The 21,725-nt window shown below is 69.8% G+C and carries 13 protein-coding genes; 9 read left to right on the top strand and 4 right to left on the bottom strand.

The features are described 5' to 3' along the window. The first annotated feature begins 1 nt into the window (after position 1). A complete protein-coding gene (locus tag MEBOL_RS43735; RefSeq protein WP_095979294.1) occupies positions 2–4,387 on the top strand; it encodes an AMP-binding protein in 4,386 nt (1,461 codons plus the stop codon). Between the two features lie 273 nt (positions 4,388–4,660). Next, entirely contained in the window at positions 4,661–8,662 is a 4,002-nt protein-coding gene (locus tag MEBOL_RS22005) for a serine/threonine-protein kinase (protein WP_245918725.1), read from the top strand. Here MEBOL_RS22005 and MEBOL_RS22000 read toward each other — a convergent pair. Together MEBOL_RS22000 and MEBOL_RS21995 are read right to left on the bottom strand one after the other, a co-directional pair. After that, on the bottom strand, positions 8,646–10,421 hold the full coding sequence (locus tag MEBOL_RS22000; RefSeq protein ID WP_095979292.1) for an OPT/YSL family transporter: 1,776 nt from the start codon (positions 10,419–10,421) through the stop codon (positions 8,646–8,648). The genes MEBOL_RS22005 and MEBOL_RS22000 overlap by 17 nt on opposite strands. After that, positions 10,418–12,733, bottom strand: a complete 2,316-nt coding sequence (locus tag MEBOL_RS21995; RefSeq protein WP_245918724.1) for a serine histidine kinase EspA — start codon at positions 12,731–12,733, stop codon at positions 10,418–10,420. The genes MEBOL_RS22000 and MEBOL_RS21995 overlap by 4 nt, the downstream gene beginning before the upstream one ends. A gap of 205 nt (positions 12,734–12,938) precedes the next feature. Here MEBOL_RS21995 and MEBOL_RS21990 point away from each other — a divergent pair, with 205 nt between their 5' ends. From MEBOL_RS21990 to MEBOL_RS21975, 4 genes are all read left to right on the top strand, one after another. Then, positions 12,939–14,312, top strand: coding sequence for a serine/threonine-protein kinase (locus MEBOL_RS21990; RefSeq protein ID WP_245918723.1), 1,374 nt, complete (start codon positions 12,939–12,941; stop codon positions 14,310–14,312). Positions 14,313–14,641: 329 nt separating this feature from the next. After that, complete coding sequence (locus MEBOL_RS21985; protein ID WP_095979291.1) at positions 14,642–15,580, top strand: hypothetical protein; 939 nt, start codon at positions 14,642–14,644, stop codon at positions 15,578–15,580. Positions 15,581–15,632: 52 nt separating this feature from the next. Beyond that, on the top strand, positions 15,633–16,892 hold the full coding sequence (locus MEBOL_RS21980) for an AHH domain-containing protein (protein ID WP_095979290.1): 1,260 nt from the start codon (positions 15,633–15,635) through the stop codon (positions 16,890–16,892). Continuing rightward, complete coding sequence (locus MEBOL_RS21975; RefSeq protein ID WP_342747647.1) at positions 16,885–17,469, top strand: imm11 family protein; 585 nt, start codon at positions 16,885–16,887, stop codon at positions 17,467–17,469. Before MEBOL_RS21980 ends, MEBOL_RS21975 begins: the two co-directional genes overlap by 8 nt. Before the next feature lie 3 nt (positions 17,470–17,472). Here the strand turns inward: MEBOL_RS21975 and MEBOL_RS21970 are convergent, their stop codons facing one another. Further along, positions 17,473–18,297 carry a YqjF family protein gene (locus tag MEBOL_RS21970; protein ID WP_218920808.1) on the bottom strand — a complete coding sequence of 275 codons (825 nt, stop codon included), beginning with the start codon at positions 18,295–18,297 and terminating at the stop codon, positions 17,473–17,475. 103 nt (positions 18,298–18,400) lie between these two features. Between MEBOL_RS21970 and MEBOL_RS21965 the strand changes: the two genes are divergently transcribed. Both MEBOL_RS21965 and MEBOL_RS21960 read left to right on the top strand, forming a co-directional pair. Continuing rightward, on the top strand, positions 18,401–19,042 hold the full coding sequence (locus MEBOL_RS21965) for a hypothetical protein (protein WP_095979289.1): 642 nt from the start codon (positions 18,401–18,403) through the stop codon (positions 19,040–19,042). A 201-nt stretch (positions 19,043–19,243) separates the two neighbouring features. After that, a complete protein-coding gene (locus MEBOL_RS21960) occupies positions 19,244–19,522 on the top strand; it encodes a hypothetical protein (protein WP_245918721.1) in 279 nt (92 codons plus the stop codon). A gap of 11 nt (positions 19,523–19,533) precedes the next feature. Here MEBOL_RS21960 and MEBOL_RS21955 read toward each other — a convergent pair whose 3' ends face one another. After that, on the bottom strand, positions 19,534–19,962 hold the full coding sequence (locus MEBOL_RS21955) for a hypothetical protein (protein ID WP_095979287.1): 429 nt from the start codon (positions 19,960–19,962) through the stop codon (positions 19,534–19,536). A gap of 222 nt (positions 19,963–20,184) precedes the next feature. Between MEBOL_RS21955 and MEBOL_RS21950 the strand changes: the two genes are divergently transcribed. Further along, positions 20,185–21,723, top strand: a complete 1,539-nt coding sequence (locus MEBOL_RS21950) for a peptide MFS transporter (RefSeq protein ID WP_095979286.1) — start codon at positions 20,185–20,187, stop codon at positions 21,721–21,723. Positions 21,724–21,725: the final 2 nt, after the last annotated feature.

Here is a 21,725-nt window from a genome sequence, read left to right as displayed (position 1 = left end):
CATGAAATCCCCGACCGTGGTCCGGCGTGAAACCGGTTCAACGTGGGTGGAACTCCTCCGAGGCAGGGCGCTCGAACAGCCCGCCCGCCGCGTCTTCACCCTCCTGGAAGACGGAGAGACGGAAACGCGGCACTGGGACTTCGCGGAGCTGGACCGGCGGGCCCGCGCCATCGCCGCCACCCTGCAACGGCAGACCCGGGCCGGCGAGCGGGCCCTGCTGCTCTACCCCTTCGGCCTGGACTTCGTCGCCGCCTTCTTCGGCGCGCTGTACGCGGGCGTCGTGGCCGTGCCGGTGTATCCGCCGGATCCCTCGCGCCTGAACCGGACCCTGCCGCGGCTGCGCGCCATCGCCCAGGACGCCCAGGCCACCCGGGTGCTCACCACCCACGTCATCCGCGAGTGGGTGGACACCCTGGCCAGTCAGGCACCGGAGCTCGCGTCCCTGCACTGGGTGGCCACCGACGCGCTGGGGCCCGGAGTGGAGGCGGATTGGCGGCCCCCGGACGTGACGCCCGGCTCGCTCGCCTTCCTCCAATACACCTCGGGCTCCACCTCGCTGCCCAAGGGCGTGCGGCTCACCCACTCCCACCTGCTGCACAACCAGCTCGTCATGCAACGCGCCCTCGGCACCACGGAGCAGAGCGTGGGCGTGAGCTGGCTGCCCATGTACCACGACATGGGACTCATCGGCTGTGTGATGCATGCCGTGTACGCGGGCTTCTCCATGGTGCTCCTGCCCCCGGAGAGCTTCCTGCGGCGGCCCTCGCGCTGGCCACGCGCCATCTCCCGCTACCGCGCCACCATCAGTGGAGGGCCCAACTTCGCCTTCGACCTGTGCACCCGGAAGGTGACGCCCGAGGAGGCGGCGGGGCTCGACCTGAGCTGCTGGCACCAGGCCTTCAACGCCGCCGAGCCCGTGCGTCCCGACACCCTGGAGCGCTTCGCTCGCGCGTTCGCGCCCCAGGGCTTCCGCGCCGAGGCGTTCCATCCCCTCTACGGCCTCGCCGAGGCCACGCTCATGACGACGGGGAAGCGCGCGGAGGGAGGGCCGAGGGTGCTCACCGTGGAGGGCGCGGCGCTGGAGACCGGCCACGTCGTCGAGCGGCCCGAGGGGCGGACCGGCACCCGGCGCGTGGTGGGCCTGGGACACGCGGGCAGCGAGCTGCGCGTGGCCATCGTGGACCCCATCACCCGCGTGCGCCAGGCCCCGGAGCGGACGGGGGAAATCTGGGTGTCGGGCCCCAGCGTGGCCCAGGGCTACTGGAACCGGCCGGAGGAGAGCGAGCACACCTTCCGCGCTGTGTGCGCCGATACCGGCGAGGGCCCCTGGCTGCGCACCGGAGACATCGGCTTCCTGCGCGAGGGCGAGCTGTTCTTCTCCGGCAGGCTCAAGGATCTGGTCATCATCCGGGGCCGCAACCACGCGCCCCAGGACATCGAGCGCACCGTCGAGGACAGCCACCCCGCCCTGCGCCCCGGCTGTGGCGCCGCCTTCGCGCTGGACTCGGGGAGCGAGGAACGGCTCGTCGTCGTCCAGGAAGTCCAACGCGAGCGGGAGCACGAGGACCTGGACTCCCTCACCCACGCCGTGCGGCGCGCGGTGGCCGAGGCCCATGGCCTGCACCTCGACACGCTCGTGCTCGTGCGCGCGGGCTCCATTCCCAAGACGTCCAGCGGCAAGATTCAACGCCACGCCTGCCGCCAGGACTTCCTCGCCCAGACGCTGGACGTCCTGCACACCGCGCGGCCCGCGCCTCGGGACTCCACCGCCTTCCTGCGCGAACACCTGGCGCGGCTGCTCGGTACCGCCCCCGAGGCGGTGGATCCCTCGCGCTCCCTGGCGGAGCTCGGCCTGGACTCGATGCAACAGCTGGAGCTGCGCCAGCTCCTGGAGAACCATGCCCGTGCGCCCCAGGCGCCGAAGCCCGCCGCGTCCGGCGCCTTCTCCATCGCCTGGGACGTGGCGCGCGAGGCCCCCGCGCTCTGGCGCCACCTCGGCGAGGCCGAGCCCTGGGTGGCCGAGGCCCTGGAGCGGCTGAGGCGGGAGCTGCCCGTGCCTCCCACCAACGGCACCTTCGACACCGGCGAGCACTTCCGGCCTCCGGGTCACTTCCGCGCCTTCTACCGGCGCGGCCCCGGCGAGAGCGTGATCGCCCTCAAGGGCACCGAGGTGCGCTGCGAGGACCAGGCGGGATTCCTCCAGCTCATGCAACAGCGGCTCTTCGAGCGCCATGCGAAGCACTCGGTGACGAACACGCTGGAGTACTTCCTGTTGCAGGAGCGCAAGGTGCCCGGCGCGCTCACGCTGCCCGAGGCGCTCACCGAGGCGCGGCGCGCGGCCGAGGTCCAGGGCCGCTTCCTGGAGGAGTACGGCGCTCCGGGCGGACTGCCCGTGCCGCTGCTGGTGGTGCGCTGGAGCGAGGACGTGGCGGCGCGCTTCCGGGCCCGGCTCCTGCCCCTGCTCTCCGGCTTCACGCTGGGCATCGCCGAGGGCGAGCTGCGCGAGGGGCTCGCCTGCTACGTGTACTGGTTCCCCCAGGCGCCCTTCCCCCGGGTGAGCCACTTCGCCGGCACGCTCGCCCAGGAAAGCCAGCGCACGGGCTCGGGGGGGTTCACCAACACGCGCCTCATCTACGCCACGCTCAAGCACAACCTGGACCCCGGCGCCGTGGTCGACTCCTGGGTGCGGCTCACCGCGCGCCTGCTGCTGCTCGGCTACTTCCCGAGCGACATCCAGCACTTCAAGAATGGCCAGTGCATCGAGCCGCAGAACGTCCTGCTCAACGGCACCTTCGCGGACCTGGACTCGGTGCTCCCCATGCGCCAGGTGGCCACGGATCGGGAGTTCTACGCGAACTTCCTCGCCATGCTGAACCTGCTGGCCCACACCGTGCGCGTCTTCCTGGCGGCCGAGGGCAACGGCACCACCACGCGGCCCGCGCCCTTTCCGCACCAGTTCCAGGGCCCCGACTTCCTGGACATGCTCTCCGTGCTGCACATCTGGGAGCGGCTGCTCGTGCACCTGCGCGAGGAGCGGCCCCACGCGCACCTGACGTTGGATCCCCGGCTGGAAGCGATCGTCTCCTCGCGGCTGTCCTTCCCGGTGCTCTTCGAGAAGGTGCTCTTCCCGCTCTACTACGCCGGGCCCACGCTGCCCGAGAGCGCCGTGCACCTCATGAACGTGACGGACGTCTACAGCGACGCGGCCCCGGAGCGGCGGCGCGCCTCGCGCGAGGTGAAGTACAGCGCGAAGCTGTCCGTGGACGCCGTGGCGCTGGCCACCCTGCCGCGCGCCTTCCTGGACCAGCTCCAGCTCACCCCGCGCGAGTTCATCCGCGACTGCCTGCGCGACGAGGCCACGCTCGTCACCGTGTACGAGACGTTCCTCGGCCGCATCGGGCTGGTGGTGCTGCCCCTGGAGGACGCGGAGCTCTACGTGGACCGGCAACGCACCGTGGGGGGCGTCATCCGGGGGTTGGAGGAAGCGGCCCGGCTGGGAGCCGACACGGTGTCCCTCACGGGGCTGGTGCCCTCGGCCACGGACTACGGGCGCGCCCTCGAGGAGGCCACGCGCGGCCGGGAGGGACTGCCCCGCTTCACCACCGGCCACGCCACCACCGCCGCCTGCTTCGTGATGATGGTGGAGCGGGTGCTCGGCGCGGGCGGGCGCCGCATGGAGGAGGAGCACGTGACGCTGCTGGGCGCGGGCTCCATCGGCACCGCCATCCTCCGCCTGCTGCTGCGCACCCTGCCCCCGCCAAGCTCGCTGCGGCTGTGCGACGTGCCCGCCCGGCGGGAGCACCTGGTGCGGCTCCTCGAGGAGCTGAGCCTGGAGCCGGGCTACCGCGGCCCGGTGGAGGTGACGCTCGTCTCCGGCGACAGCGTGCCCGACGAGGTGTACGCCTCCTCGCTGGTGCTCAGCGCCACGAACGTGCCCCACCTGCTCGACGTGAACCGGCTGCGGCCCGGCACGCTGGTGGTGGACGACTCGGCGCCCCACTGCTTCGAGCCTCGCCGCGCCATCCGCCGCTTCCAGGAGAAGCGCGACGTGCTCTTCAGCGAGGCGGGGGCCCTGCGCAGCCACCGGCCCGTGGGGGAAATCCGCGAGCTCACCTTCGCCACGGGGTGGGACCAGCGCATCCGCGCGGCGCTCAAGCTGCTGCACCCCACCGAGGACACCCTCATGGGCTGTGTCTTCTCCAGCATCCTCAGCTCGCGCTTCACGGACGCGCCGTGTCTGGTGGGCACGCCCACGCTCCGGGACCTGGAGCTGCACTACCGCAAGCTGCGCGAACTGCGCCTCGAGGCCGCCCGGCCCTATGTGGAGGACTACCTCCTGGATGAGGACCTGGTGGGGATGTTCCGCGCCCGCTTTGGCACCGGGTAGTGGCCCGGATATCCCACTCCCCGTATGGGTTGGATGGGCTGGACCCGCTCCACCAGGTGGGATTCTGGCGCAAGGTGAACACAGGGGGTGACCTGGAGCGCCACCCGATGTCCACCGTCCGAGGTCATTTGAAGGAGGGCGGGCCCAGGGGGTGGTAGACTGTGCCGCGTGCCGCGGTGCGTGACATGCGGACAGCGTTGGGAGGGGGCCCACGCGCATTGTCCTCGGGGAGCCACTCCGACCGACTCGCATGCAGCGGCGAGCGGCCGGACGGTGCCATGGCGTCGGATCGCCGGGTACCAGCTGGAACACGAGGTGGCGCGCGGGGGCTTCGGCACTCTCTACGCCGCCCGCCGGGAAATGGATGGCCTCCAGGTGGCCATCAAGGTCGCCCATTCCGAGGTGGCCCTGGCGCGCTTCCAGCTGGAGCGCGAGGCCCAGGTGCTGCGCGCCATCGGTCCGCCCACGGTGCCCGCCGTGCACGACAGCGGGGTGCTCCCGGAGGGCACCCCCTACCTCGTCATGCAGCTCATCGCCTGGCCCACCCTGGCCCAGCGGCTGGCCCAGCTCTCCGGCCCCATGCCCCTGTCCGAGTTCGCCCCGCGCGCGAGCGCCCTGCTCGACGCGCTCGAGCACGTGCACGGCCAGGGCTTCCTCCATGGGGACCTCAAGCCGGAGAACGTCTTCCTCGACGAGGACGCCCCGCGCGCGGGCTTCTTCGACTTCGGCCTCGCCCGGCCCTCGGGCGCTCCGGTCCTCCCCGCCGCCGACGAGCCCACCCCGCCCGTGGGCGAGTCCTTCGCGGGCACCGCCGAGTACATGTCCCCCGAGCAGTGCTCCGGCCACCAGGGCCTCGACATCCGCTCGGACCTCTACTCCCTGGGGGTGCTCCTCTACGAGATGCTCACCGGGCGCCCGCCCTTCTTCGGCCCCACCGCGGACGTCATCCAGGCGCACCTGGCGCGCCGGCCGCTGCGGCCCTCGGAGCTCGCGCCCGTCCCGCCCGCGCTCGAGCAGGTGGTGCTGCGCTGCCTCGCCAAGGAGCGCGAGCGCCGCTTCGAGTCCGTGGCCGACCTGCGCTCCGCGCTCCAGGAGGCCCTGGCCCACGCCAGCAAGCCGCCCGGTCCGCTCCCCGAGAAGACGCCCCCGCCCGACAAGCCTCCGCCCCCCACGGCTCCCGGCGTGCGGCGCTCGGTGGCGGTGCTCTTCTTCCGCTCGGGCGCCAACCCCGTCACCGTGCAGAAGGCGCTCGCGGGCTTCGGCGGGCAGATGGCCTTCCACGAGGGCACGCGCTTCGCCGGGGCGTTCGACCCCGACGCCGGGGAGAATCCGGTGCAGCGCGCCCGGCAGGCGGCGGAAGGGCTCGCCGCGCAGAACCTGGCCCCCGCGGCGCTGGTGGACGTGGCCACGGTGACGGTGCAGCGCCGCCCCGGAGGCCCCGCCCGCTACCTGGGCCCCATCTTCTCGCGCCGGGATCGCTACCCCACCGAGCAGGATCCCTCCACGCTGCTGCTCACCGGCGCGGCGGCCGAGGCCCTGCCGGACCTCTTGTGCGAGCCCGTTCCGGGCCGCGAGGGCATCTTCCGCAACGCCTCCCCCATCACGGGCCCCGAGGACGTCACCATCCTCCAGCATGGCAGCGGCGTGCTGGTGGGCCGCGGCAGTGAGCTGGCCGAACTGCTGGAGAGCGCGGGCCAGGCGATGGCGGAGAAGGCGCCCACGCTCTTCACCGTGCTGGGAGACCGGGGCCACGGCAAGACGCACCTGAGCGCCGCGCTCGCCCAGCAGCTGCACATGGCCCTGCCCCACACGCGCATCGCCGCGTGGCGCGCCCGAGAGCCGGTGCAGGGCGATCCCGAGGGCACCCTGCGCATGCTCCTGCGCGGCGCGCTCTACGGCTTCCGCAACGAGTACGACCTGACGGGCTCCGAGCTGGAGGGCCGCGCCACGTGCACGGAGCTGCTCGGAGCGCAGCTCGCCCAGGAGCTGTGGCCCGGCGTGGCCTCCACCCTGGGCTGGCTGGCCCCCGGCGCGGCCGGACTCCAGAACTGGGCCGCGGCCCCGGGCGCCTTGCGCTCGCTGGCCATGCGCGCCACGGGCGAGCTGCTCGCCGCGCGGGCCCGCCGCCAGCGCCTGTGCCTCATCCTCGACGACGCGCACTACGCCGAGGAGACGGCCCTGGACGCGCTGGAGTACGCCGCGCTCGCCGAGTCCCATCTGCCCCTGTGGGTGTGCGTGCTCGCGCGGCCGGGCTTCGAGCGCATCCGCCCCTCGTGGGGCACGCGCGCCGCCTACCGCCGCGTGTTGCCGCTCGGCCCCCTGTCGCCCCCGAGCGCCATGGAGCTGTGCCGCGCGCTCCTGCGCCCCGCGGAGAACGTGCCCGCCGCCGTGCTCGAGGGCCTCGCCGCGCGGGCCCAGAGCGTGCCCCTCTTCCTGGTGGAGCTGGTGCGCGGCCTCAAGCGCCAGGGGCTCGTGCGCCAGCGCCCGAGCGGTGGCAGTTGGTTCCTCGCCACGGACGAGCTGAACCGGATGCCCGAGCTGCGGCTCGTCGACTGGCTCGCGGACCGGGAGCTCGGGGCGCTGCCGGTGGAGCTGGCGGCGCACGCGCGGTTGTGCGCGCTGCTCGGCCCGGACTTCACCGCCGCCGAGGCCGAGGGCGTGGTGTTCGAGCTGGAGGAAGAGGGCGGCGCCTCGGACTTCCCGTTGGATCCCCGCCACGCCACGCGCCGGCTGCTGGACCTGGGGCTGCTCCTGTCCCACCGCCAGGAGGGCCTGAGCTTCCGCAACGAGCTGTTGCGCGTCACGGTGGAGCGCTCCCTGCCCGAGGCGGACCGCGAGCGCATCCACCGCGCCGCCTTCCGCTACTACCTGAGCGAGGCGGGCGCCGCCGAGCGTCAGCGCCTGCCACGTCTGGCCCTCCACGCCGCCGCCGCCGGCCTGCGCGACGAGGCCGCCGCGCTCTACATCGACCTGGCCGAGTCCGCGCGCGGCCGCCACGCCTATATCGAGGCCGAGTCCACCTATACGCGCGCGCTGGAGCTGTTGGATCCCGAGGACCGGCGGCGCCGCCTCACCGTGCTCCGGGGCCGGGGGCTCATGCGCTACCGCGTGGGGCGCTACGAGGACTCGCTGGCGGACTTCGCCGGGGCGCGCGAGCTGGCCCGTCAGCTCGGGGCGCCCGCGGACGAGGTGGACCTCATGCTGGAAGAGGCCATGGCCTACGACTGGATCAACGACTACGCGCGCTCCGAGGAGCGGGTGTACGCGGCCCAGGAGATGGCCTTCGCCGGCAACCACAAGTCGCCCCTGCTCCAGGTGCGGCTGCTGCTCGGCCTGGGGCGCGCGCAGTTCCGCAATGGCCGGTGGGAGGATTGCTGCGAGCCCCTGCAGGAGGCGGCCGAGCGCGCGCGGAAGCTGGGGGACGCGGGCTACGAGTCGCGCGTGGTGGCGCAGCTGCTGCTCGGCGTCATCCTCCCCAACATCGGCCGCATCGACGAGGCGGAACGGCTCTTCGAGGAAGTCATCGCCGCGTGCACCGAGCGCGGAGACCGGCTGCACCTGGGCAGCGCCATCTGCAACCGCCGCAACCTCTGGGTGGCGCGCAACGACTTGCAGGGCGCCATGCAGGACCAGGAGCGCTTCATGCACCTGGGGCGCGAGCTGGGCATGGTGGGCTGGGAGTATTTCGCCGAGCACAACATGGGCGAGCTGCTCTACCAGGCGGGCAAGGTGACCGAGGCCATCCCCCACATCGCGCGCGCCATCGAGCTGGAGCGGCACCACCCGGAGATGGCGCCGCGACCGTGGGCGATGCTGCTCAAGGCCCGCTCGCTCACCTACAGCGGACGGCGGGAGAAGGCGGGCGAGCTGCTGCTCGACATCCGCCGCACGCTCAAGCAGAGCGGCGCGGAATTCACTCCCTCGGAGGAAGTCCTCTTCTCCGCGGTGGAGCTGACCACGCGCGACGCGAGCGCCGAGGAATGGGACGCCCTGCTGGCCCGCTCCCATGAGTACTCGGTGGAGCAGGAGCCCTTGGAGGTGCTGGAGCTGCGCGGACTGGATCTGCTGCGGCGGGACGAGCCCCAGAAGGCCCAGCTCATCCTGGAGGAAGCGCTGCGCCGCGCCGAGACGATGCCCAACCTGATGCGCGACCGGCTGCGCCACAGCCTCAAGCGCGCGCGCCTGCATTACCTCGAGAGAAGCACGCATCCCCCGGACGTGCTCGCCCCCGAGGTGGCGCCTCCCACCGGAGGCATCATCACCCCGGAGCGATGACGCCCAGGGAGATGAGCGCCGCGATCAGCACGCCCAGGGCGGACTCACCGAGGATGGCGCCCATGCCCACCGCCTGCATGGACGGAGCGGCGGAGGGCTTGAGCCGGCCCACGGCGAAGGTCAGCACCGCGCCCAGGCAGATCGTCACCGACATGAAGGGCGGCAGGATCATCCCCAGGCCCAGCGCCACCGCCGAGGGCAGCACGCGCGCCAGCCGTGCCCGCGCCACCGCCGACAACACCACCCCCAGCACGAGCCCCAGGCCCAGGGCCCTCGCGGACCCGGGCGGCAGACCCTCGAGGCCCCGGGACGTGAGCTCCGCGAAGACCTTGAACTGCTGGGCCGTGGGGGCGGGCAGCGCGGGAGTCCCGAGCCCATGCGTGGACACGAGCAGGAAGAAGGAGGGCACGGCCACGGCGGCGCCCAGCGACAGTCCCGCCAGTTGCGCGAGGAACTGGCGCGACACACTGGCCCCCAGCCTCCGTCCCGCCTGGAACGACCACAGGCTCGCGCTGGTATGGGACGCGGCCCCCGACACCACGCCGCTCGCCGCCACGTTGAGGCCGAGCTGTCCCGGCGCCACCACGCCGAACCCCACCTGCGTGAGCTGACCCACGGAGCTCATGGGCGCGAGGTCCGACTGCCCCGTCGCGCGGGCACACACCGAGCACAGGGGAAAGGCCAGCGCGAGCGCCAGCACCAGGTGCACCGGACCCAACCCGAAGGAGGGCGCCCCCCAGACCAGGGCGACGAGCGCGAGCGGCACCACGCCTCGAATCACCCAGCGGCCCGCGGTGGACTCCCAGCCCCCGCCCCGCCCCGCCCCGAGCCCCCGCATATCCCCCACCATGGAGGGCAGCGAGCGCACCAGGGGGAGCAGCGAGGCGATGGACGCGCCCACCATCAACCCCACGCCCGGCAACAGCAACCACGAGGACAGGTCCCCCGCCGCCACCCGCCCGGTGTGCACGAGCCACGGCGCCAGGCCACACCACCCCAGCAGCCCGCCCAGCACGAGGCTCAGGCCCGTCTGGAGACCCACCAGCGAGCCGATGCCCAGCAGCATCGGGCTCCAGCCCACGCCCAGCATCAAGCTGTCCGCCCCCAGTCCGCCCACCCGCACCGTCGCGGGCAGCAGGGACGCCGGGGGAATGAGGCCCCGCGCGTCCTTGAGCCACACGACGAGCGCGGACACGAGGCCACTGCGCCACAGGCCGCGCGTGCGCGTGGCGTAGGCCGAGTCGACTGTGTGCAGGGCGGAAATGAGCTCCGCGGTGGCCACGCCCGTGGGGAACGGAAGGGCCTCGTCCTCCAGGAGGCGCCGCCGCAGCGCGAAGGCGAACAGCACGCCGAGGGTGCCCAACCCCAGTCCCCACGCCGCCACCGCCCCGCTGGAGGGCTGCATCCCCATCAACGCGAGCGCGGGCACCGTGCCCAGCAGACCGGCGCTCGCGGGCATGGCGCCCACGGAGACGGCGGTCGTCTGCGAGAGGTTCGTCTCCAACAACGAGGGAGGAGCGCTCCGCCGCCCCAGCGCCGACAGGCCCCCGAAGGCCAGCAGCGCGGACAGCACGCACCCGGACTCCCAGAAGCCCGTCTTGAGTCCCGTGTACACATTGGTGACGGCGAGCAGGGCCCCCAGCGCGCCCCCCATCACCAGGGCCCGCGTCGTCCACTCGGCCCGCGCGGCCACGGAAGCCATCACCTGGAACGGAGCCCGGGAAACCTCTTCCACGGGCTCCATCCGACCCTCGCTCATCGCGCCCCTTCCTGGAGACGGGCCGGCACCGGCGCCGGCGTCTGGGCGGGCGCCACCGCCGCCTGCTGCGCGGAGCGACCCACCAGGGCGCGCAACTGGCGCAGATCCAACGGCTTGCTGAGCTTGGGATTGGGCACTTCCTGCAGGAAGCTCAACGCGCGCGGCGTGAAGGCCCCTCCGGTCATGAAGACCACGCGCTGCGCCTGCTCCGGCACGCTGCGGTTGAGCTCGGCGTACAGGTCCATGCCCGTCATGCCCGGCATCATCACGTCGCAGAGGATGATGTCGAAGCGGCTGCCCTGCTCCATCAGCTTGAGCGCGGCCCGGGCCCCATTGACGGTGGCCACCTCGTGCTCGGGCGACAGCGAGCGCTGCAGGGCCCGCGTCACGTACGGCTCGTCATCCACCACGAGGATGCGCGCCCGGCCCGAGGACTGCACCGCCGCCGGCTCCGGCCGCGTCTCCACCGCCACCCCGGCCACGCCCAGGTGCACGAGGAACGTGCTGCCCTTGCCCGGCTGGCTCTCCACGCCGATGCGGCCCCCCATCGAGTCGATGATGCCGTGGCAGATGGACAGCCCCAGGCCCGTGCCCTCGCCCACCGGCTTGGTGGTGAAGAAGGGATCGAAGACGCGCGCCCGCACCTCCGGCGTCATGCCCACGCCCGTGTCGCGCACCTCCACCACCACCTGACCCGTGCCCCCCGCGCGGATGACGACGCGAATCTCGTGCTCCGTCGCGTCCCCTTCCGGAATGGCGTGCGCCGCGTTGAGCAGCAGGTTGAGGAACACCTGGCACAGGCGCGACTCGCTGCCCTGCACCGCGGGGACGGGCTCGAACTGCGTCACCAGCCGCGCGCGGTGCTTAATGACGTTGTCCGCCATCTTGCACGCCAGCTCCACCGCCTTGCTCACATCCACCGGGCCCAGCCGCTCCTCTTGCTGACCCCGCGCGAACGTCTTCAGGTCCCGCACGATGGAGGCGATGCGCTCGGCGCCCTCCACCGTCTCGCGCACCACCTGCTGCAGGGGCTCCACCTCGGACTCCGCCACGGCGCTCTTGAGCTTCTCCAGGCGCTCGGACACGAGGTGCAGGTTGACGAGCATGTAGGCCAGCGGATTGTTGATTTCGTGCGCCACGCCCGCGCCCAGCGTGCCCACCGACGCGAGCCGGTCCGCCATCTGCAGACGGCTCTGCAACAAGCGCCGCTCGGTGGTGTCCCGGTGCACCAGGATGTGGGCGATGGTCCGCCCCTCCGCGTCCCGGAGCGGCGCCACCACGGACTCGCACGAGCACCGCGTGCCATCCGGCCGCTGGAAGTCCAGCTCTCCCGTCCACCGGCCCTGGGCCTCCAGCGCCGCCAACACCTCGCCCGTCTGCTTGTCCTCCTGCCCCGGGTGCAGCAGCGAGAAGAGCGTCTGCCCCAACGCCTCGGCCTTGCCCCGGCCGAACATCTTCTCCGCGCTCGCGTTCCAGTCGATGATGCGCCCGCCCCGGTCCGTGACGACGACACCCTCGCACAGGCTCTCGAAGATGAGCGCCTGACGGCGCAGCTCCTGCTCGGCGAGCTTCTTCTCCGTGATGTCCATCACCGTGCCAGTGATGCGCACGGGCGTGCCCGTCTCGTCGCACAGCACGTCGCCCTTGCACGACAACCACCGGCCGCGCGCCCCCGTCACCTCGATGCGGTACTCCACGTCCAGGTGGGCGCGTTGCTCGAGCGCCGCCGCGAGCGCGTCACGCACCCGCCGCAGCTCCGCGGACTGCACCACCTCGGCCAGGTCCGTGGGGCGCCCGGACAACGTGCCCACGGGCAGACCGAGCAGGCGATCCACCTGCTCGCTCCACGTCACCGCGCCCGTCACGGCGTTCCAATCCCAGATGCCCACGCGCGCCGCGCTCAACGCCTGACGCAGCTGCTCCTCGCCCTTCTCCACCAGCTCGCGCATGGAGAAGCGCAGCACCGTCACGGTGCCAATCTGCACCCGGTCGCCCTCGTGCAGCTCGGCGGACGCGATGCGCACCCCATTGAGGTAGGTGCCATTGGTGGACCCCAGGTCCGCCAGGTGGAAGCTCCCCTCGGGGGTGCGGTGGATGCGCGCGTGCCGGCGCGACACGCCATGGTCATTGATCTGAAACCCCGCGTCCGACCCCCGCCCGAGCACGTGCTCCAGGGCATCGATGCGGAACACCTTGCCGATCGCCGCCGGGGTGGTGGTGCTGGTGAGGATGAGACATGCGCTCTCCGAGGACGGGAGCGGCGCCGCGGGCCCTCCACACATCGTGAGATCGTCCACCATCTTCATGGGCATGCTCTTCCATAGCCAGGGGTTCATCGACACGTCGAAGTATCCAGCAGACTCGGGGCGGACCGCATCACACCCTCCCGAACGCGAACCTCCGCATCCATCGCCCAGCGGACACCTCACGGTGGGACGTTAGCTCAACTGCCCTCCGCTCGACAGTGCCACCCCCCACCGGGTGAGGGCATGGAATACCCGGTGCTACCATGCACGGATGGCGGACCTGGACAGCACCTTCCACATCCTTCCCCACAAGGAGCGCACCCCCTCCCGAGACACGCCCGCCGCCCGAGTCAAGGTGGCGCCCGGAGTGCTCGCCGGAGAATACGTGCTCAAGGCCGTGCTGGCCTCGGGAGGCCACGGCGCGGTGTACGAAGCGGAACACCGCATCCTCGGACGGCGCGCCGCGGTGAAGGTGCTCCACTCGCACCTGACGGATCAGGGAGAGATGCTCCAGCGCTTCGTGCGCGAGGCGCGGGTCGTCAATCAGATCCGCCACCCGCACATCGTCGATGTCTATGACTTCGGGATGCTGCCGGATGGCAGCCCCTACTACGTCATGGAGCTGCTGCCAGGACGCACCCTGAGCCAGCTCCTGCAGGAGCGCGGACGGCTGTCCCCCGAGCGAGCCCTCGCCTACCTGGAGCCCATCTGCGCGGCGCTGGAGGCGGCCCACCGGGCGGGCGTGGTGCACCGCGATCTCAAGGCGAGCAACGTGGCCGTGGTGTCCGAGGCGGACCCGCCGGTGGTGAAGCTGCTGGACTTCGGCATCGCCAAGTTCATCCACCCCGAGCCCGGCCAGGAGGGGTTGACGGTGGCGGGCCAGCGCCTGGGCACCTCGCAGGCCATGGCGCCCGAGCAGTTCCGCAGCGGGCACATCGGCCCCACCACGGACGTCTACGCGCTGGGCGTGTTGCTCTACCAGATGCTCACCGGTCACTACCCCTTCCAGTCCGAGGATCGCCTGGAGGTAGAGCGCATGCACCTGGAGGCGCCACCGCCCCGGCCGAGCGCGTCCGCGCCCGTGCCGCCCGCGGTGGACGCGGTGGTGCTGCGCTGCCTGGAGAAGGAAGCCGATCGCCGCTACCCGGACGTGGACACCTTCCGCACCGCGCTGCGCGAGGCGGTGCTGCCCGCGTCCACCACGCGCATCACCTCCACCAGCCGAAGCGTGCGGGCCTTCGCCCTGCACGCCGAGGTCGTGATCGAGGAGGGCGCCGAGGACGACGCCGCCTACACCACCGTGTCCGAGGTGCTCGACGGACTGGAGCAGGACCTGCGCGCCGCGGGCTTCGTGCTCGCCGTGCAGACGGGCATGGCGCTGCTGGGCGTGCGCCTGCTGGACGAGCCGCCCCCCACGGACGTGCTGGAGCTGCTGGACACCGCGCGCCAGATGCACGAGCGCGCCCAGGCCCGCGCGCGGGGCACGCGCGTGAGCGTGCAGTCCTGTGCCCATGTCGGCCAGGTGGATGCCCGCCGAGGCCCCGAGGGCATCGACATCACCGGCGGACCGCTGACGGACATCGCGGACTGGTCGGTGCGCGACGCGAGCGGCTTCGGAATCACGCCCGCCGCCACGCGCGCCTGACCCGCGCATTCCGCTCTCCCTCCATCTCCTGGTCGACGGGGTGCGGCCCTCCGGGCCCCCCGTGTGTCCGCCCGAAGCTCCTCCCCCAGGTACGCGCAGAACTTCCACTGAGCGACACCGAGCGCGTGCGCGTCGCCACCTGGAACGTTCCAGCTGTTTTCCGTCAAACCTGAAATCCCGGCTCTAACCGGGTATCCTTTTATCCGGCTTTCACTTGAGTCACAGTGAAGACGTGGAGGGCGACCTGTCGGGCCGTTTCCGAGGACTCCACGTGGGGGGGCGGTCAACACATCCAAGGCATCCACATCCGAACGCAGGAGGTAGTGCCCATGCTGAAGCAGACCATTGAGTCTCGGCGCGGTGGCGGAGAACTTCGGGCGGCGGGGTGGGTGGGGTGGACAACGCTGGCGCTGATGTGCGCCGTTGCATGCGGGCCCGCGGAGGGCTCCTACGAGGAACAGGAAGCACTCGCGAGCACGGCCCGAGAGGTGGAACACGGCAACGGGCTGAACCTCAACGGGCTGAACCTCAACGGGCTGAACCTCAACGGGCTGAACCTCAACGGGCTGAACCTCAACGGGCTCTCAACACAAGACTTCGCCAGCTGGTTCCAGGTAGACCGGGCGCTGCGCGCCGAGGTGATGAAGTACGTGGTGGCGTGCGCGGTACCCGCGGGGGAGTCCCGCACGTTCACGGACACGAGCACGGGGACCTCCTACCGGTGGGATGGACTGCTGGGGCTCGCGCCCTCTTGGAGCGGTGGCGAGAAAGCGACCGACTACGAGCAACAGGTGGTGAGCGCCTGCATGGCGGCGCACTCCAACAAGTTCGGCATCCACGTCACCATCTCCCTGAGAGGCCTCGACGGCGCGGGCAATGTGCTGCCTGTCAGCCTCCAGGAAGACACCAACTACAGCGTTCGCGAGGCGTGCTTCTTTGGCAACCTCTTCGATGGAGAGACGGGCGTCTTCGGCGGCAATGATGGATTGACCCTCGCCAGCAACCAGAGCAGTCCACGCGTGTGTGGGCTTCCAGGCGTGCCTACGCCCTCACAGTGCCTGCCCATGGTGTTCGTGGGGAGTTGCTCGACGTACTGCACCCCGGACGCGACCAACAGTTTCTACACCTCGTGTTCCTACGGTGGCAAAACCTACAGGCCTCTCGCCACGCGCATGAAGACCACGGACATCTACACGTGCGGCAACGGGGTGTGCGAGTCGGCGGAGGTGGCCGGCATGCCCAGCTACTGCGCCGCTGACTGCGGCTGATAAACGACGCCGCGCCTCTGGTGCGCAGGAGAACCATCCCGGGGGGAGCACCATGAAGGGTCTAGGAATCGTCGCGTTGCTGCTGCTGCTCTCGTCGGGATGTGCGACGACACGGGTCGTTAACCTGGACACGGGCCAGGGACGACTGATTGCCTATACGCCAATCGAATCCGACCCGGTCGAGATTGACGACAAGGAGTTCAAGAGTGCCGTCGCGCGGCTCGTGCTCGACATGGAGCTGAACATCGCTCGTGGAGCGCCCGGGCAGGACGGCCGATACTCATTGCTCGCCTCCTCCGGAGGAATCGTCGACGGTGTACAGGGACGCCAGGTGCCCCCTTCACATGACCTGGGCCTGTTCGCGGATGGATTCCCGCGAGAACCCATGGCCCGGCGCACGATGGCGCTCTTCTTCGCCTTCGACACGGTCTGGGATGGAGTTGCGGAGGCGGTGGGAGACCTGACGAATCCGGCCGCGCTTCGGGCCATGGTTGTTTCCCTGGTCGGCACCGCGCTCGTCATGCTCGTCGCGCCCGAGCCGATCACGAAACTCCTCGCGATTGGATTGACGGCATCCTTGATCGCCTACCTGGGCACTGGCCCCGTGTGGAATCTCGGTCAGGGCTTCCTGCGTCTCATGGAGGAAGCGAAGAACACCCGAGGCCTCTCGGAGTTGAAGGACTCGGGACATCGCTTCGGAAAGGTGCTCGGAGACAACGGCGCGCGTGTCCTTGTCATCGTCGCGCTGAGCGCACTCGGAGGGAAGAGCGCCCTGGCCGCGCAGGGGCCCAAGATGCCGGGCTTCGCCCAAGCGGCGTTGAGAGCGCGAACCGAAGGTGGTTTCCAACTATCGGGGGCATTGGCCGGGGAGGTGCGGTCAATCGCCCTCCCCTCGGCCGCGGTGCTGAACATCACGCTCGCACCGACCGCTGTCGCGGCGGTTGCCATGGGGCCCGGCAGCGGGATTCAGGGAGACCCCGAAGGACACATCCACCACATCTGCACCGACAAGAACGACGTCTCCGACGCATCGGGCGGCCCCTGGACGCCGGTTTTCGAATCATATTTCGAGCAGGCTGGAATGAGCCTCGGTGACACCGCGAACCTGGTGCGGATCAAGGGGCACAAGGGACCGCACCCACGAGAGTACCACGAGGAAGTGCTCAGACGCATCGATCTGACCATGCGAGGATGTCGGGGTGCGGCCCAGTGTCGGGCCGTATTGGTCGAGGAATTGACAAACATCGCGAGAGACCTCACCACCGCGGGCACCAAGCTGCGGAAACTCATCACGAGAAATCCCGATGCATGACGCCATGGAACGACACTTCTTTGAGCTGACCATCGATGTTTACGTACCGGGACGCTGGTATTTCAAGACGCCGACCACCACGAGCGGCGACCCCATAGATAACCCCTGGGTATTCACCAGCGGAAAACCGATTGAACCTCCTGGGAGACTCTTCGTTCCGCTGTCTCGCCAGGGTAAACCGCTGGACTTCACTTCGGCGGGAGTGGGGCTTACCCCTATCGTCAGCGCACGGGTGGCGTCCGTATTCCGCGAGATGGCACCTGACGACACACAACTTTTTCAGGTTGAGGTCGAAGGGCAGAGCGAGCCGTACCATCTCCTGATCGCGGCGCGAGAGGTACGGTGCATCGATGACACCGCGTGTGACGAGGTGCGGCGCTGGACATCAGAGGATGGGCGGCCCGACAGAGTCGATGAATACCACGTCATTTCCGGCCTGCGCATTGACAAGTCGAAGGTCGGTGATGCCCGCGTGTTCAGGCCCTGGGGCTACCATACGGCGCTCATCGTCAGTGGGGAGATCAAGGAAGCCCTGGAGCGAACGGGAATCGTGGGCGGACGGTTCGTCGAGGTCTGAGAGCTACCGCACTGTCGATGGCAACAGATAGCGTGGCTCACGCTCCACGCGCCGCAGTCGGAACACCTCGACATCCACGCCCTCGGAAAAATGGGCCAATGGCGCCTCGGGAGGACGCGGTAGACCCGAAGCCGCCAGGAGCGTTTCATCCAGACCTTCCACATCAGCCTGGCGCACCTGGTAGGGCGAGTGGTGGACCTGTCCACGATAGAGCTCGCCACGGGCGTGGGAGTAGAGGAAGTAGCGCTCGACGAGGAAGTGCTGGAACGAGCCCGGAATCGAGGGCGCGGCGGGCCCTCGGGGCGTACAGCGCACGGAGCAGGTGGCCGGCGCCGGTGGGGGCCAGCGGCGCTCGGAGCGGTACGCGAAGGACTCGCCTCCGGGACCGATGTCCAAGGACATGCGCGCGTAGTGATAGGGCAACTTGAACCAGGCACGAGCCAATCGCACGGCGATGGCGTTGGCGGCCTCCAGGCTGAAGAACCAGACACCCGGATCCTTCCCCTGGAAATGCACATACGTGCGCACGTTGGTTTCGTGGAAGTTGGACAGGAAACCCACGGCGGGCAAGCCTCGGGGCCGCACGCCGCGCATCGTGAAGGGTACCAGACCCACCCAGGCCCGGCCCTCGAAGGTATCGAGCGTCAGGCCGTCGGGCAGCAACGGCGCCAGGACTTCCACGGGCAGCGACCAGTGCAAGAAGAGCAGGTGGCGCCAGCGCTGGTACATGACGGGTCGCTCATCCGGCCTGCGCGTGGGAGCGATACGATCGATGTCTGCGGGGCTCTCGGACACGCGGAACTCCAGGAAGGAATGCACGGCCTTCATAACGCCATCCCACGTCCCGGGCACCTCGATAAGAGACGTATGCTTGCCCACCCGGAGTGGACGAAGCTATACTGTGGGTACAACGTGCTCAGAAGGAAACACGATGCACATTCGGTTCGGATGGTCGGGAATGTGCGCCGCTGGCATACTGGGCTGCGCCAGTGGTCCAGTCGTGAGCGGCGCCACCGAGAACCATGGATTCCAGAACGGCAACCAAGTCTGGGTACGGGGTCCTTGGAAGGCCATCGCACCATCCACGGATGTGGATGAGATCATCGACCGACTTTGTCCGGCGATCATGCAACTGGATGGAGCGAGTCTCCGTGACTACGGACAGGAATATTGCGGCGCCATCTACTCGCTCGGTGATGGAAACTATTACACCAGCATTCCTTCTCCATTAGGCAAAACCGTCTTGGTAGGCCCGGCGAAGCGCAAACAGTGCATTCCCCCTCGAACCGTCAAGGACGACCGGGGAAAAACATCTGTTCTCGGTGATTTTCACAGCCATCCCTGGTCTCCATCCCCCATGTCTTTCGAAGACAGGATGGCACGGACACAAATCTGGTCCATCCGCATCCAGTTCGATACGACGTGCCTCATCCAGAAATACGTCCCCTCCGAGAGCAACGACCGGCCTGGCGAAGTCTACGAGCGGCGAGACAAGGCCTGGAAGCTCGTCGGACTCGTCAAGCCCGAGGACAAGGAATACGGAATCGTCACCGCTGTCGCCGAAGACGGTTGACGCGAGCTGGGTATGTCCACACACGATGCCAAACGTCTTCGCCGCACGGGGTACCCCATGAAGCACTACCTACCGCCGTTGCTCTGTCTCGTCTTGACGTCCTGCGCGTTCTTCCAAAGGTACCCTCGCCCCGAACATGCACCCGCCGAGGAGGCCGCGACCATACAATTTCCTCTCGGCATGCCAGAGGAAGGACGGCAGATGGTCCAGGGCGTCACGCTCAGAGCCATTCAATTGGCCATGGACGACTTCCTCCCCTGGAACACCCACCCCCCTCGGGACGCGGACGACTCACAGAAGTGTTTGTACCAGCGCGAGTCCTATGACGTGTTCACCTCTCCTGGGCCCGAGGGAGTGATGTTCGTCAGCGTCATCCCCAACCCCGAGCGTTGTGACCTCGGGGGTCCGCCCATCCTGGATGTCAGCGCGACCTACGCCATCGACGTGCGCGGATGGCGGATTCTCGCCGTGCGCCAGTAAGCATCGCCCATCTATCGCGACGGCTTCGCCGGGGGCTGGGTCAGGTCCGGGTCGATGCCCCGAACAATCCAATCCTCCGCCTTCTGCTCCCACTGCGTGTCCTTCTCCGCGTCCAGATAGCGCTCATACGCATAGACGCCCGTGGACTTGGCCGCCCGGAGCAGGGGGATCAGCGCCACCGTGCTGTCCAACACCACCGCCGAACGCTCGAGGCCCTGTTCGCGCAACCACGCCATCGCCGTCCGGATGAACTCCTGCGTATCGGGAGGGTTGGACCGTTGCGTGCGCGAGTCCATCAGCAATCCGAAGGGCCGCCCGTCCAGGGCGAGCACCCGGCCCCTCAGGTCCTCGAACCAGGCACGCGCATCCGCGGGGGTGATGTAACCGGGCGCATGCACGCGGAAGCCGTAATCCGTGATCACGCTCTGAGGGACAGGCATCACCTTTCCTCGTGGACTCGGAAGAAACGCGCCCACGCGACTGGCGGACCGGCGCGGGAACGGCACTGAGTGTAACGTGAACCGCGGGTCATCCGGACATCACGTGCGGTCCGCGTGAAGCATCGCCGTCTCCATCCGCCCTGGAAAAATCCAACCCCGCCCCGGAGTGCGAGCGGTTCACGGATAGACTGCGGCCCCCCCTCCCTCTGGAATCCGGTGACGATGCAGACTCCCGCCTCCCCGCCGTCCTCGCCACCCATCCGCGCGGAAGACGGCGCCGTCCTTCCAGCCGAGCCTCGTGGCTTCTTCGGCCATCCGCGAGGCCTCTCCACGCTCTTCTTCACGGAGATGTGGGAGCGCTTCAGCTTCTACGGCATGAAGGCGCTGCTCATCCTCTTCATGACGGCGACGGCGGCGCAGGGCGGCCTGGGCTTCGACACGAACAAGGCGAGTGCCATCTACGGGCTCTACACGTCGGCGGTGTACCTCACGGCGCTCCCGGGCGGCTGGCTGGCGGACCGGTTCATCGGCCAGCGGCGCGCGGTGCTCGTGGGCGGCATCATCATCGCCCTGGGGCACTTCAGCATGGCGCTGCCCGGGGTGTCCTTCTTCTACCTGGGCCTGGTGCTCATCGTGACGGGCACGGGGCTGCTCAAACCCAACATCAGCGCCATGGTGGGTGGGCTCTATGCCCCGGACGACGCACGGCGCGACGCGGGCTTCTCCATCTTCTACATGGGCATCAACATCGGCGTGTCCGTGGCGCCCCTCGTGCTGGGCTACCTTGGCGAGAACGTGAGCTGGCACGCGGGCTTCGGCCTCGCGGGCGTCGGCATGGTGCTCGGGCTCATCCAATACGTGGTGGGCGCGAAACACCTGGGCACCGTGGGGCTGCCCTCGCGGCCCGCGGCGGAGGACTCCACCCCCGCCCACACGGGCTCGCGGGGCGTGGCGCTGGCGATGGGCGCGGCGCTGGTGGTGCTCATGGGGGGGTTGCAGGCCCTCGGGGTGGTGGACGTGACGAGCGCGGTGGGACTGGCCAACGCGGTGCTCGTCATCATCGTGGCGCTCTCGCTCGCCGTGTTCGGCTACCTGTTCACCGCCGGGGGATTGGATGCCTCGGAGAAGAAGCGGCTGGGCGTCATTGGCGTCTTCTTCCTGGGCTCGTTCATCTTCTGGGCCGGCTTCGAGCAGGCGGGCTCCTCGCTCAACCTCTTCGCGCGCTCGCTCACGGACCGCGAGGTGTTCGGCTGGACCATGCCCGCGAGCTTCCTGCAGTCCGTCAATGGCATGTTCATCATCACCCTGGCCCCGGTGTTCGCCTGGCTGTGGGTGCGGCTCAGCCGGCGCGGGCTCGAGCCCTCCAGCCCCGCCAAGTTCGCCCTCGGGTTGATGATGCTGGGCGCGGGCTTCCTCGTCATGGTGGCCGCGTCCCACGCCGCCGCGAGCGGCCAGAAGGTGAGTCCGCTGTGGCTGGTGCTCACCTACCTGCTGCACACCTTCGGCGAGCTGTGCCTGAGCCCCGTGGGGCTGAGCACGGTGACGAAGCTCGCCCCCCAGCGCACCGTGGGTCAGATGATGGGCGTGTGGTTCATGTCCATGGCGCTCGGCAACCTCATCGCCGGACGGGTGGCCGGGCAGTTCGAGTCCATGCCCCTGCCTCAGCTCTTCGGCCAGGTGGCCGCCGTCACCCTTTTCGCGGGAGGGGTGCTCATCGCCGCCGTGGGCCCCCTGCGGCGAATGATGGGCGGGGTGCGCTGAGG

Origin of the sequence: Melittangium boletus DSM 14713 (assembly GCF_002305855.1) — a bacterium.
GTDB classification, from domain to species: Bacteria; Myxococcota; Myxococcia; order Myxococcales; family Myxococcaceae; genus Cystobacter; species Cystobacter boletus.
The sequence above is the reverse complement of the archived record's forward strand: the minus strand, read 5'-3'. Positions and strand labels throughout refer to the sequence as shown.

Coding starts and splice junctions, on each gene's coding strand:
- MEBOL_RS43735 (WP_095979294.1), top strand. CDS start 2: ATGAAATCCCCGACCGTGGTCCGGCGTGAAACCGGTTCAACGTGGGTG.
- MEBOL_RS22000 (WP_095979292.1), bottom strand. CDS start 10,421: ATGAGCGAGGGTCGGATGGAGCCCGTGGAAGAGGTTTCCCGGGCTCCG.
- MEBOL_RS21995 (WP_245918724.1), bottom strand. CDS start 12,733: ATGCCCATGAAGATGGTGGACGATCTCACGATGTGTGGAGGGCCCGCG.
- MEBOL_RS21990 (WP_245918723.1), top strand. CDS start 12,939: ATGGCGGACCTGGACAGCACCTTCCACATCCTTCCCCACAAGGAGCGC.
- MEBOL_RS21985 (WP_095979291.1), top strand. CDS start 14,642: ATGCTGAAGCAGACCATTGAGTCTCGGCGCGGTGGCGGAGAACTTCGG.
- MEBOL_RS21980 (WP_095979290.1), top strand. CDS start 15,633: ATGAAGGGTCTAGGAATCGTCGCGTTGCTGCTGCTGCTCTCGTCGGGA.
- MEBOL_RS21975 (WP_342747647.1), top strand. CDS start 16,885: ATGCATGACGCCATGGAACGACACTTCTTTGAGCTGACCATCGATGTT.
- MEBOL_RS21970 (WP_218920808.1), bottom strand. CDS start 18,297: ATGAAGGCCGTGCATTCCTTCCTGGAGTTCCGCGTGTCCGAGAGCCCC.
- MEBOL_RS21965 (WP_095979289.1), top strand. CDS start 18,401: ATGCACATTCGGTTCGGATGGTCGGGAATGTGCGCCGCTGGCATACTG.
- MEBOL_RS21960 (WP_245918721.1), top strand. CDS start 19,244: ATGGTCCAGGGCGTCACGCTCAGAGCCATTCAATTGGCCATGGACGAC.
- MEBOL_RS21955 (WP_095979287.1), bottom strand. CDS start 19,962: ATGCCTGTCCCTCAGAGCGTGATCACGGATTACGGCTTCCGCGTGCAT.
- MEBOL_RS21950 (WP_095979286.1), top strand. CDS start 20,185: ATGCAGACTCCCGCCTCCCCGCCGTCCTCGCCACCCATCCGCGCGGAA.